This is a genomic window from Faecalibacterium sp. AF27-11BH (assembly GCF_003603005.1).
Classification (GTDB): Bacteria; Bacillota; Clostridia; order Oscillospirales; family Ruminococcaceae; genus Faecalibacterium; species Faecalibacterium taiwanense.
Map to the genome: position 1 here is coordinate 1 of NZ_QVGS01000021.1, position 12,111 is coordinate 12,111.

Consider the following 12,111-nt stretch of genomic DNA (forward strand, 5'->3'; position numbering starts at 1 on the left):
CGGCTCAAAAGGCTGGCGCAGGAAGGGCACTTCTCGTATGATGTTGCCTTTGCGGTCATGGGAGAAGAGAAAAAGGACGAGCTGGACAAGGTGGTCATCAAAAACGACACCCTGCGGAAATATTTCCCGCGCAGCTACACCCCGAAACAGATGGAGGACACCATCATCAAGCTGCTGGATCAGTGGCAGCGTAAACAGCAGCGGCAGAATGAACGCTGATACACCTTTTGAACGTAAGACCCGACCGGGTCTTTCTTTTTTGCAAAAATTTGGAGGAAACCCACTATGAATACTACCATTGATCTCAAGACCGCAAAGACCATCGAAGCTATGAACCAGAAAATCAACCACATGGACAATGCTGTGACCGACTTCTTCAATAAGATGAGCGATGTGCTGGAGCGGCAGTTCGGTGATGATGAAGTTTACGCCGCCGTGATTGCCCCGGAGATCGAACTGACTATCACTCCGCTGGCGAACGTTCGCAGTTACCTGCCTTGCTTCGATGAAGCAGATTCCTGCTACAGCATCAGCGAAGATGTGCCGCTGGCTCTCTGTTACGACCCTCGTCAGGTCATCACACTGGCTGGCAAGCGGTATCTGTCCGGTGCCGTTGTCTTTGTTCGCTACGATACCAATGGCAGCTTTGTTGCCCTTACCACCAGTGACCTGTATCTGATCCAGTGCTATCTGGCCGAGAACAGCGTCCCTCTGATGGCTGGCCGCGAGAAGATGGTCTGCATCTGCATTGACTGAGAGGTGCAGCATGGATACCGAAATGACCCGCTATGAGAGTTTCGCAGAAGTCACGGAGGACTTTTACTGTTCCGCCGTTGATGTTTTGAAGATTCTGGTTCTCCGTCTGCACGACTACCATGCTCGTTGCTTCCATTCTCTGCGGGATGCTCTGTACGACTATTTTTCTACCGATGCCGCACCGCATACTCATGCCAATGTTTCCACTAAGCATACCGTCACCGCATCTAGCGCTCCTCGTCCTCCCTGAGAGGATTCTTCTCACAGTTCAGTCAATGTCGGAGGTTTGCTATGAATTATATTTATTCGTTTATCATTTTTGAAGCTGGTGCCTTTTCCGGCTTCTTTGTGGCAGCTCTGTTGAACGCCGCCCGTGCTGGGCAGGAAATCACTATCAAATTTGAGGAGGAAGATAATGGAACAGAACGAGAACACTCTGTCGGTGCTGAAAATTGCACCGGGACAGTATCCGCAGCAGGTCGAGATCGATAACGACCTGAAAGCCTTGCAGCAGGCGGTGGGCGGCTCCATCGGCGCAAGCTACCCTTTTGAAGATCCGGTCGCCATCGTCTACAACGATGATGGCAAGCTCATGGGTCTGCCGCTGAACCGTGCCCTGTGGGACGAGGACGGGCTGATGTACGATGTTATTGCCGGAACCTTTCTGGTGGTGGGGCTGGGAGAGGAAGATTTTGTGTCGCTCTCTCCGGAGCTGACTCAGAAGTATGAAGAAGAATTCCATCAACCCGAAGCTTTTCTCCCTCTGGGGCGTCGCCTGATGGTCATTCCGGTGCCGGATGAATCGGTTCAGAATGACGCAGAAAAGGCCGTAAACAAGCCCCCGGTGGAACATGACCGCTAAGACGATTTTCTGCACAGGAGGTGGTAACGATGCAGGAAGAAATCGAGCATAAGACGGTCAACCTTGCCATCTCGACCACAAAACTGTCCGCCCGCACCCTGCTGCGCGGAATGCAGTTTCTGTTGCGGCAGTATGACAAGCACGCTTCGCAGGGCAAGCAGTCCATGAAGCGGTTGGTACGGCAGAACCGTGGCGTGACCAATGTGGAGATTCAGAAAACCGGCATCAAGGATTTTGACCGCTATGCTAAGCGGTATCACATCGACTACTCCATCCAGAAAGACCTGTCCTGCACGCCGCCCCGATATCTGGTCTACTTCAAGGCACAGGACACGGATGCCTTGAGCGCAGCGTTCAAGGAATATTCGGCATCGGTGCTGGATAAAACCAAGCGTCCTTCCGTGCTGGCAAAGCTGCATGATCTGGCGCAGTCCGTTGCAAATCTGCCGGACAAAGTGCGGCACAAGCAGGAGGAGCGTGGCCTATGAGCAAAAAGAAGCTTTCCAAGCTGCTGGCGCTCTATCTGCCCTATGTGGTGATTGGGCTTGTAGCTACCAATCTGGGCGAGGCATGGCGGCTGGCTGTGGGCAAGGAACTGGGCGACAAAATCGTATCGCTGATGGATACGCTCCCGGCTGTATTTTCAAATCCGCTGCCCAGCCTGCACCCGTTTGACTTGTTCATTGGTCTGTGCTGCGGTGCTGGAATGCGGCTGGCGGTGTACCTGAAAGGCAAAAACGCCAAGAAGTACCGCCACGGCATGGAGTACGGCTCTGCCCGGTGGGGCGGACCCAAAGATATCGAGCCGTTTATGGCTCCGAAGTTTGAGGACAATATCATTCTGACCAAAACAGAACGCCTGATGATGAGCAATCGCCCACCGGACCCCAAGAATGCCCGGAATAAAAATGTGCTGGTGGTGGGCGGTTCCGGCAGCGGTAAGACAAGGTTCTTTATCAAGCCGAATCTGCTGCAATGTGATTCCAAGAATTTTCCGGTATCATTCGTGGTTACAGATCCGAAAGGTTACAATATACCAAGATAGAAAAAGGTAGCGTTTTATCAACGCTAATTACATACAGAAGGGAGGCAAAACCGTGGCAAAGAAAGAAGAAATCAAAATCACAGCTCTATACGAGCGATTATCCAGAGACGATGAACAGGCTGGCGAATCGAACTCCATCCTAAATCAGAAAAAGTATCTCGAAGAATATGCCCGACAAAAGGGACTGAGAAATATCCGCCATTTCTATGACGATGGCTACTCAGGCACGAATTTCAACCGCCCCGGCTTTACCGCCCTGCTGGAAGAAATCGAAGCCGGACGGGTGGACACTCTGGTAGTAAAAGACCTTTCAAGGTTTGGCAGAAATTACCTGCAAGTCGGCTATTACACAGAGATTGTATTCCCGAAAAAGGGTGTTCGCTTTATCGCTATCAACAACAATGTGGATAGTGCCAATCCAACCGAAAATGACTTCACACCGTTTTTGAATATCATGAACGAGTGGTACGCCAAAGACACCAGCAACAAAATCAAGGCTGTCTTTAAGTCCAGAATGAAAGAGGGACTAAGGTGCAGCGGTGCTATCCCCTATGGCTACAAGCGTATCAACGGAGATAAGCAGACCCTTGTTGTGGATGAACCGGCTGCTGAAATCGTCAGAAAGGTGTTCCGTCTTGCCTGTCAAGGTATGGGCGTGACGGCGATTGCGGAACAACTGACCGAAGAAAAGGTGCTGATACCATCTGCATATACGGCAAAGTATTTCCCCGAAAATTGCAGAAACAGGAGCTTCAGCGACCCTTACCGTTGGAACGCAAATACGATTGGTCATATTCTGGACAGGCAGGAATATCTCGGTCATACCGTGTTGGGCAAATCCATCTGTGAGAACTTCAAGACAAAGCAACGCAGAGCCGCAACGCCGGAAGAACTGATGATATTCCCCGATACCCACGAAGCCATCATTGACCAAGACACATGGGACATTGCCCAGAAGCTCCGTGTTCGTGCAAAACCGAGAGCCGCAAACGGAACTTATTCCCACCGTTTGTCCGGCATGATCTATTGTGCGGATTGTGGTTCACGAATGGGATTCATCAGCCCCGAAGCAAGGCAAAGCGGAAAACATTATGATTCCGATTCTGCTTTTCAATGTGGCAATTATCGAAATCAGAACAATGAATGTGTTTCCCACTTCATTAAAACCTCTGCTCTGGAAGCGGCGATTTTGCAGGCAATCAAAGCGGTCAGCCAATATGTCATTGAGAACGAAGCAGAGTTTATTTCCCAGCTCAAGACCGTATGGAATGAGAGCAAATCCAAGTCAGCCAACAACGGACAGCAGGAAATTGACGAAGCCAAGAAACGAATGGCTGAACTGGATGCAAAGATACAGAAGCTCTATGACAGTGCCATCAGCGGTCTGTTGCCGGAGCGACAGGCACAGCGAATGATACAGCAGTACGATGAAGAACAGCTTATGCTGGAAAAACGAGTTGAGGAATTGCAGGGACAGATACAAGAGGAAGAAGTTGAGAAAATCGACACCAACCGCTTTATCGCCTTAGTCAACAAGTACCGAAACTGCGAGGAACTGACGGACACCATGCTCTATGCCTTTATTGACAGAGTGGAAGTCCACGAAGCCACAGGTGGTCGCACCGTTTACCGTCAGCAGAATATCGACATTTATTTCAACTTCATCGGCAACTACTATCCCCCTGTTGAAACTGTTTCCGAAGAAGAACGCATTGCCGCCATCGAAGCCGAGCAGTTGCGAAAGAAGCAGGAAAAGGCGAAACGAGCCGCAGAGGTTCAGAAACAGAAAAAAGCAGCATTGATGAAAGCTGTTGAAGCCGGAGACCCGGAAGCTATTGCTGAATATGAACGCAAACTTGCCTTGCAGCGTGAGCGAAACCACCGCAGACAGCAGAAAATCAAGGAAGCCAGAGAAGCCGACCCTGCCTATATCGCCCAAATGGAAGAAAAGGAACGCTTACAGCGTGAAAAGCTACTGGAAGCGGAACGCAAACGGACAGAACGAGCCAACAGGCAAAAGAAACTTTCCCGAAAGGAGCTGAAAGAAGCCGCCAAGACAGACCCGAAAGCCGCCGAGGAATGGCAAGCCTTGAAAGAAAAAGAAGCCGTAGCCAGACAGCGAAAAAAGGAGCGTGAGGAAGAACGCATGGCGGCAGACCCCGAATATGCCGCTATGATGGCAGAACGCAAGGCTGAATACACGAGGACAAGAACTGCCAAGCGACAGGCAGAGCGTGAAGCCCTTGTAGAGCTTGCCAAGACCGATGAAGAAGCAGCAAAGAAGCTGGCTGAAATGCGAAAGTATCAGAGCCAAGCTACTGTCAGAAGCTATCAGAAAATGAAAGCCGATGCAGAAGCCGGAGACCCCGATGCAATCAAACGCTATGAAACTACCCTTGCCAAACGCAGGGAAGAATATCACAGAAAGAAAGGTGCTTGAATATGGAACTGAATTTTATCAAATGTGGAGACTACTACATCCCCGACATCAAGCTGAAAAATCCGAATATCCGTCTTGGCAAGTGGGGACGGATGCGAAAGGAGTATCTGCGACTGGCTAATCCAGTCCTGTTCTCCGACATGGTGCTGAATGAAACTCTCTATGAGCATTGTGCGGAGATTGAGGAAACCGCCAAGAAGCGTATGGAAATCATCGTGCCACAGCTTGCAAAGGCATACGGCGTGACGGAGCAGCTCAAAGCCGAAAATCAAATCGAATGGGTTCGCCAGATGAACGCTTGTGTTGCACAGGCTGAGGAAGCCATCAAGGGCGAGCTGATTTACTGCTGAGAAAGGAGCGTGAATTTATGATTTTAGAAGCAATCTTCAATGGAGAGATTTATCCGGCAGAAACGGTAGTACCGAAATCAGAGAAGTTTCGGGAAGCAGGACAGGCAATCGCAGACATCATGCGATACTTTGAGCAGACATTGAGCAAAGAAGATTATGCGAAGCTGGATAAGCTCAATGACAATTTTGCAGACTGCCAGACTATGCAGACCGAGGAACATTTCAAGTATGGTTTTACAATGGGCGTTCTGCTGATGAAAGAGATATACGAACTGCCCGACTTTAAGTAAAAAAGTCAAGTGCAGAACCAACAATTTAATATCGTGAGCAAAGCGACAGGTATTTCTATTCTGAGTATCTGTCGCTTTTATTTTATCAACTATCAAGGAGGACTTTTGAATGAAAATGAACCTGAAGGAAATGAAAACCCTGTATACCTTTGGCTGTCCGAACCGTGAAGCAACGGTTGAGCGTTTGCGTTATGTAGCTGCCCTTACTCCTGATCCGGCGGCAAAGAAACTGTTCTATATGCTGTCGGTCAAGCTGAGTGACGAGAAGTGCGACAAATGGTATCGTCGTTTCTACTACAATCTGCGTTTGCAGATGCAGGAATACTACCAGCACAAGGCAGTCATTATGGATAGCTACTGGAATCATCACATGGAGAAAAGTTATGGCGAAGCTGACGAAGTATGAAAAAGAAACTATCATCCTCTTTAATGAGGGCGAGGACACAGCCAGTATCTACACCTACAATGCCAGCCTGCGAAAGCGACTGGCATTGTTCAGTAAAAAGCACCCCGATCTCTGCCGACTGGAAAAATCCCATGAGCAAGGCGGTGTGACTTATCTTCTGGACAAGTCCAGACTTTCTATCCGTCTGCAACCGCCGTACAGCGAGGAACGCAGACGAAAAGCAAGCGAGAACGCCAAGCAAAACGGTTTCAATAGCCAGATGGAATGATGTAGCATTTTGGGTTGATTTGCGGTCAAAATGTCGGGTCTGCACTTGATGTTTTCTTTGGCTGTTAGCTGAAAAATACAGATTATATGAGGTGTACAATGTTGAATTAGAAATACAGATATGATACACTTCGAGTAAGGACATAGTCCTGCAATTATAAATTATAAACATAAGCTGTATACGGAAAGAAGGATTTTGATATGAATTATAAGCATCCTAATTTATTCGTTATGATACCATACGAAGAACGCAATAGAGTATCAGGCTATTTTGATTTAAGCGTTGTTGGAGAAGAATATGCAAAGTTACTTGGTGATTTAACAGATGAATTATCAACATATGCCGTGTCTAAAAATGATGTTGGAGAAAATGCTGTAATTATCCCAATACTGAGAGCAGGAATGTCTATGTCAAATAGATTGACAAAAAGGTTGCCTAAAGCAGATGTTGCACGAATTAGCATGAGACGTAATTTGCATACATTAAAACCATTTGTTGCTTGGGATGAATTTGAACAGATAAAAGAACCAGAAAGTAAAAGAGTTTTTATCACAGATCCGGCACTTGCTACAGCTGGTAGCATTTTGAAAACACTGGAACACATGAAAAAGTATGGTTTCAAAGATGAAAATGTAGTTATTATGGCAATGTTCGGATGTCAATCTGGAATAGAACGAATTTTTAAGGAGCATCCAGAAGTGAAGCTATTTTTAGTCCATATGGCAGACGGAATTAGAGAAGATGGGTATTTACTGCCGTATAATGGAGATACCGGAGATAGATTATATGGAGTAAGAGAAAATGAATATGTAATTTGATAATGTGGAGGTAAAATTATGAATTCCAGAGAATTATTAAATGCGCTAAGTGTCGCTGAGCGTTTAAAAGATACGACAAGGCATTGCTATACATCGAAAGGAAGACACGAGAGTGTAGCAGAACATAGCTGGATGATGACGCTGATGGCTTTTTTTATGCGGGATGAGTTTCCAGATGTTGATATGGATAAAGTTATTCGTATGTGTATTATTCATGATTTGGGTGAATGCTTTACAGGAGACATTCCTACCTTTGATAAAAAGCAAGTGCATGAGGATATAGAAGAAAATTTACTATTTAACTGGATAGATACGTTACCGTCTTATTATGCAGAAGAAATGAAAGCTCTATATAATGAGATGACAGAAAGAAAAACTGTCGAAGCTAAGATATATAAAGCTATTGATAGCTTGGAAGCTTTAATTCAGCATAACGCTTCTGATTTATCTACATGGATTCCGAAAGAGTATAAATTAAATTTGACTTATGCAGATGACCGAGTGAGTTTTTCAGAATATCTTACTACATTACGACAAGCTATACGAGAGGATACACTTGCAAAGATAGAAAAATAGTTATAAGTATTGTCTAAGCCAAAGGCGATCAACCGTAAAAAGTTGGTCGCTTTTGTTTTATCCATTATTGCGAAAGGAGCTTGTCTATGAGTAAAGAAGAACTGGAAAAATTGGAGCGTGAGAAATATGTGGTCGAGCGAAAGCTGACCGCAGCCATGCACAAGGAAAAGCGATTGCAGAGCGAATTAAAGAGGTTGACCCGAAGTGAGCGAACCCACCGCCTTTGCACTCGTGCCGGAATGTTGGAAACCTTTTTGAAAGAGCCGACCACTCTGACCGATGATGATGTGATGGAGCTTTTGACTTTCATCTTTCACAGCGAAGCGGTTCAAAAGAAGTTGGATTTGCTGATTGCGAACCGAAAGGAATTGGGGCAGCCGAACGGGAGCTAAAAGACCCTTTTGGAAAAAGGGCGCAATTATACACCACCTAAAGGTTGTGCATTGCGTTCTGCCGAAAGCCCCTTGCAGGGAGCTGATGATTTCCGCAGTCTGCTCCAATCATACAGGGGAAGCTACACTTCCCCTGCGTTGGCTTTGCCAACTACCCCTTTGTGGACTTGCCGCCGGGAAACGATTGCAAGCAATCATTCCCCGACAGCAAGTTTATATTCCACCACCTGACCGCTGCTGAAAAGTATCGGTCATTTTTTTGCACCGAAAGGAGGTTCACACAAATTGCCAGTACCCCACTTCAATATCAAAATCACTCAGCGAAGCAAAGGCAACTCTGCGGTTGCCGGAGCTGCCTACCAAGCCGGAGAAAAGCTGTTTTCCGAGTATGACCAGAAAACCAAGAATTACACTTGCAAAAAAGAAGTGGTCTATACGGAAATCATGCTGCCCCCAAATGCTCCACCCGAATATGCAGACCGAGCAACCCTCTGGAACTCCGTTGAAGAAATCGAAAAGCAATGGAACTCACAGCTTGCAAGACGGTTTGTTGCCGCCCTGCCCAGAGAAGTCCCGATGGAGCTGTTACCGCAGATGGTCAAAGAATACTGCGAGGAACAGTTTGTTTCAAAGGGAATGTGTTGTGATTTCGCAATCCATGACCCCGATCCGCCGGGACACAATCCCCATTGCCATTTCATGCTGACCATGCGAGCCATTGATGAAAATGGAAAATGGATGCCTAAGAGCCGCAAGGTTTATGACCTTGACGAAAACGGCGAGCGTATCAAGCTCCCATCCGGCAGATGGAAAAGCCATAAGGAAGATACCGTTGACTGGAACGAACAGTACCATGCCGAGGAATGGCGGCATGGTTGGGAAATTGTTCAGAACAAATATCTGGAACTTGCCGGAAGTCCAGAACGGATTGATATGCGTTCCTATGAAAGACAGGGACTTGACATTATCCCGACAGTCCACATGGGAACGGCTGTCTCTGCGTTGGAGCGAAAAGGCATTGCCACCAACATCGGCAATCTCAACCGAGACATTAAAGCCGCCAACCGCATGATGAACGCTATCCGCAGCACTATCAAAAGTCTGCGTGACTGGATTGCTGACATTCTGGAAGCCACCAAAGAAGTCATTGCAGAAAATGAAGCGGAAAAGAAAAATGCTTCTCCGAACCTTGCCGTTCTACTGCGTGATTATCTGAATCTGCGAAAGGCAGAGCGTAGCGAATGGTCGAGATACGGACAGCAGAAAGGCACGACCGATGATTTGAAAACCATTTCCCAAGCGACCGTCTATCTACAACGGCATGAGCTTTTCACGCTGGAAGATTTGGACATTGCCCTGCAAGGGGTGAGTGAAAAGGCTACTGCCATTCGTGAAGATATGCAGAAAGCCGCTAACCGCATGAAAGCCATTACCGCCATTCAGACCGCCGTTGCTGATTGTGAAAAGCATAAAGCAGTCCATGGGAGGTCATCCAGAACCGCTATCTGGAAGCCAATGACCGCCCGGAGCGTGTGGACTTGCGTTCCTATGCCAGACAGGGGCTTGATATTGTCCCCACTGTCCATGAGGGGGCTGCTGTCCGGCAGATGGAAAAGCGTGGTATCCAGACGAATATCGGCAACCTGAACCGGGAAATCAGAGCCGCCAACCGCCTGATGAAGTCCATCCGGCAGCTTATCCAAAACCTCAAAGGCTGGATTACCGAGCTGGGAGAAAAACGGAAAGAGCTGCTTGCACAAAAAGCGGCGGAGGAAGCGACACTTCTTCCCAATCTGCTGATGAAGTACATGGAGATACGAAAGGAAGAACGGAAGGACTGGACGAGGGCTGGACAGAACCGGGGGACTTCACAGGACTTAAAGGCAGTCAGCGAAGCCCTGTCCTATCTCCGGCAAAAGGGGCTTTCCACTGTGGAGGACTTAGAAGCGTTTCTGGAATCTTCCGGGAAATCAGCCGCAGATTACCGCAATCAGATGAAGCCAAAGGAAGCCCGCAGCAAAGTGATTGACGGGATTCTTGCCAGCCGGACAGACTGCAAGGAATGTAAGCCTGTCTATGAGAAGTACCAGAAGATATTTTTTAAGAAAACAAAGGAGAAATTCAAACAGGAACACCCGGAGGTTGCCCGGTATGCGAAAGCCGCCGCCTACCTTGCCAAGCACCCGGACGATAAGGACAGTACCCAAAAGGAGCTGCAAGAGGAGCAGGAAACGCTTCTGGAAGAAATTGCAGCCCTGAAAATACCGTTGACCGAGGTACAGGAGGATTTGAAGAAGCTGCGGGACATCCGCTACTGGGTACGGAAAGCCACCCCCGGCACAGAAGAAAGCAAAGAGCCGCCCAAGAAACAGCGTATCAAAGAAGTCTTACAGGATAAGGCTGACGAGAAAAAAGCACAAAGAACTGTCCCGGCACAGACGAAACACAAACAACAGGATATGGAACTTTAACAGGCACTTGCCATTTTCAATCAGAGAATGTCAGGTGCTTTTTTCTTTTTAAGGAGGGATAGATTTGAATGTATTTGAAGCTGTGAAGCAGTCCGTCACAACCAGACAGGCTGCGGAGCATTATGGAATCCATGCAGGTCGGAACGGGATGGCTTGCTGCCCGTTCCATCACGATAAAACCCCAAGCATGAAGCTGGATAGGCGTTACCACTGCTTCGGCTGCGGTGCGGATGGGGATGTGATTGATTTTGCCGCCGCCCTGTATGGGCTTGGAAAGAAAGAAGCCGCCATACAACTGGCAAATGACTTCGGGCTTTCCTATGAGGACTGGAAGCCGCCGGGAAAGGCAAAAAAGCCCAAGCCACGGCAGAAATCCCCGGAGGAACAGTTTCAGGAAGCAAAGAGCCGCTGCTTCCGTATCCTTGCCGATTATCTCCACTTGCTTATGGCATGGAGAACGGACTACGCCCCGCACTCCCCGGAGGAAGCCTTTCATCCCCGGTTTGTGGAAGCCTTACAGAAGCAAGCCCATGTGGAATATCTGCTGGATGTGCTGCTGTTCGGGGAGACAGAGGAAAAAGCGGCTTTGATTACGGACTACGGAAAGGATGTGATACAGCTTGAACAGCGAATGGCAGAGCTTGCAGCCGCAGACGCAGCAAGAACTAAAGAACACCATGAACGCCATGCAGCCGCCCCAGAGCGTTGAGGAAATCAAGGCGGGGCTGGAAACTACCGAGAAAGGCGGTGTCCGTCAGAGCATACGGAACTGCCTGACCGTATTCCAGCGTGACCCGCTGCTTTCCGGGGCTATCGCATACAACATCCTGACCGACCGCAAGGACATCATAAAGCCCATCGGCTTCCACAGGGACAGCACCGCCTTAAACGATACGGACATGAAATATCTGCTTCTCTATCTGGAAGAAACCTACGGGCTTACCAATGAGAAAAAGATTGATAACGCCATCGGGATTGTGGCGAATGAAAACAAGTACCACCCCATCAGGGACTACCTCAATACACTTGTGTGGGACGGTACAGAGCGAATCCGCTTCTGCCTGCGGCACTTTCTGGAGGCTGACGCAGACGATTACACCTATGAAGCGTTGAAGCTGTTCCTGCTGGGTGCAGTCTCACGAGCCTTTCAGCCGGGGTGCAAGTTTGAAATCATGCTCTGTCTGGTAGGCGGTCAGGGGGCTGGCAAGTCCACTTTCTTCCGTTTGCTGGCAGTACGGGACGAGTGGTTCTCCGATGATTTGCGGAAGCTGGACGATGACAATGTGTACCGCAAGCTGCAAGGTCACTGGATTATCGAAATGTCGGAAATGATGGCAACCGCCAACGCCAAGAGCATTGAGGAAATCAAGTCGTTTTTAAGCCGACAGAAAGAGGTTTACAAGATACCCTATGAAACCCACCCGGCAGACCGCCCCC

16 protein-coding genes and 3 pseudogenes are annotated in these 12,111 nt (G+C 48.3%); all 19 read left to right on the plus strand.

All coding sequences use genetic code 11. The features are described from left to right. Nucleotides 1-219 (plus strand): annotated as a pseudogene (locus tag DWY76_RS13245) (chromosome partitioning protein ParB); the annotation flags it as partial. Between the two features lie 66 nt (nucleotides 220-285). After that, complete coding sequence (locus tag DWY76_RS13250) at nucleotides 286-756, plus strand: hypothetical protein (protein WP_120081569.1); 471 nt, start codon at nucleotides 286-288, stop codon at nucleotides 754-756. Between the two features lie 10 nt (nucleotides 757-766). Continuing rightward, nucleotides 767-1,006, plus strand: coding sequence for a hypothetical protein (locus DWY76_RS13255; protein ID WP_120081570.1), 240 nt, complete (start codon nucleotides 767-769; stop codon nucleotides 1,004-1,006). 41 nt (nucleotides 1,007-1,047) lie between these two features. Further along, on the plus strand, nucleotides 1,048-1,248 hold the full coding sequence (locus DWY76_RS13260) for a hypothetical protein (RefSeq protein WP_120081571.1): 201 nt from the start codon (nucleotides 1,048-1,050) through the stop codon (nucleotides 1,246-1,248). Beyond that, nucleotides 1,172-1,618: a DUF3846 domain-containing protein gene (locus tag DWY76_RS13265; RefSeq protein WP_120081572.1), complete on the plus strand. Its 447-nt coding sequence runs from the start codon at nucleotides 1,172-1,174 to the stop codon at nucleotides 1,616-1,618. The genes DWY76_RS13260 and DWY76_RS13265 overlap by 77 nt, the downstream gene beginning before the upstream one ends. A 29-nt stretch (nucleotides 1,619-1,647) precedes the next feature. Further along, nucleotides 1,648-2,106: a PcfB family protein gene (locus tag DWY76_RS13270; protein WP_015536851.1), complete on the plus strand. Its 459-nt coding sequence runs from the start codon at nucleotides 1,648-1,650 to the stop codon at nucleotides 2,104-2,106. After that, nucleotides 2,103-2,645: pseudogene (locus DWY76_RS13275) on the plus strand (type IV secretory system conjugative DNA transfer family protein); the annotation flags it as partial. The gene DWY76_RS13270 and the pseudogene DWY76_RS13275, both read left to right, overlap by 4 nt. Nucleotides 2,646-2,715: 70 nt before the next feature. Then, nucleotides 2,716-5,103: a recombinase family protein gene (locus DWY76_RS13280; protein ID WP_004612921.1), complete on the plus strand. Its 2,388-nt coding sequence runs from the start codon at nucleotides 2,716-2,718 to the stop codon at nucleotides 5,101-5,103. A gap of 2 nt (nucleotides 5,104-5,105) precedes the next feature. Next, entirely contained in the window at nucleotides 5,106-5,453 is a 348-nt protein-coding gene (locus DWY76_RS13285; RefSeq protein ID WP_004612920.1) for a TnpV protein, read from the plus strand. A gap of 17 nt (nucleotides 5,454-5,470) precedes the next feature. Continuing rightward, nucleotides 5,471-5,743, plus strand: coding sequence for a DUF6809 family protein (locus tag DWY76_RS13290; protein WP_004612919.1), 273 nt, complete (start codon nucleotides 5,471-5,473; stop codon nucleotides 5,741-5,743). A gap of 109 nt (nucleotides 5,744-5,852) precedes the next feature. Next, on the plus strand, nucleotides 5,853-6,149 hold the full coding sequence (locus DWY76_RS13295; protein WP_004612918.1) for a hypothetical protein: 297 nt from the start codon (nucleotides 5,853-5,855) through the stop codon (nucleotides 6,147-6,149). Beyond that, a complete protein-coding gene (locus tag DWY76_RS13300) occupies nucleotides 6,127-6,417 on the plus strand; it encodes a hypothetical protein (RefSeq protein WP_004612917.1) in 291 nt (96 codons plus the stop codon). The genes DWY76_RS13295 and DWY76_RS13300 overlap by 23 nt, the downstream gene beginning before the upstream one ends. Before the next feature lie 200 nt (nucleotides 6,418-6,617). After that, entirely contained in the window at nucleotides 6,618-7,235 is a 618-nt protein-coding gene (upp, locus tag DWY76_RS13305; protein ID WP_004612916.1) for a uracil phosphoribosyltransferase, read from the plus strand. A gap of 18 nt (nucleotides 7,236-7,253) precedes the next feature. Continuing rightward, the gene (locus DWY76_RS13310; protein ID WP_004612915.1) at nucleotides 7,254-7,811 is read left to right on the plus strand and encodes an HD domain-containing protein; all 558 of its coding nucleotides are present in this window, start codon (nucleotides 7,254-7,256) and stop codon (nucleotides 7,809-7,811) included. A gap of 86 nt (nucleotides 7,812-7,897) precedes the next feature. Then, nucleotides 7,898-8,203, plus strand: coding sequence for a DUF3847 domain-containing protein (locus tag DWY76_RS13315; RefSeq protein ID WP_004612914.1), 306 nt, complete (start codon nucleotides 7,898-7,900; stop codon nucleotides 8,201-8,203). A gap of 285 nt (nucleotides 8,204-8,488) precedes the next feature. After that, nucleotides 8,489-9,565, plus strand: a pseudogene (gene mobQ, locus DWY76_RS13320) (MobQ family relaxase); the annotation flags it as partial. A gap of 245 nt (nucleotides 9,566-9,810) precedes the next feature. Then, entirely contained in the window at nucleotides 9,811-10,674 is an 864-nt protein-coding gene (locus tag DWY76_RS13325; protein WP_120081574.1) for a hypothetical protein, read from the plus strand. A 64-nt stretch (nucleotides 10,675-10,738) separates the two neighbouring features. Next, entirely contained in the window at nucleotides 10,739-11,383 is a 645-nt protein-coding gene (locus DWY76_RS13330; RefSeq protein WP_120081575.1) for a CHC2 zinc finger domain-containing protein, read from the plus strand. Further along, nucleotides 11,352-12,111 (plus strand): virulence-associated E family protein (locus tag DWY76_RS13335; RefSeq protein WP_243112054.1); only part of this gene is annotated, 760 nt, incomplete at its 3' end. The genes DWY76_RS13330 and DWY76_RS13335, both read left to right, overlap by 32 nt.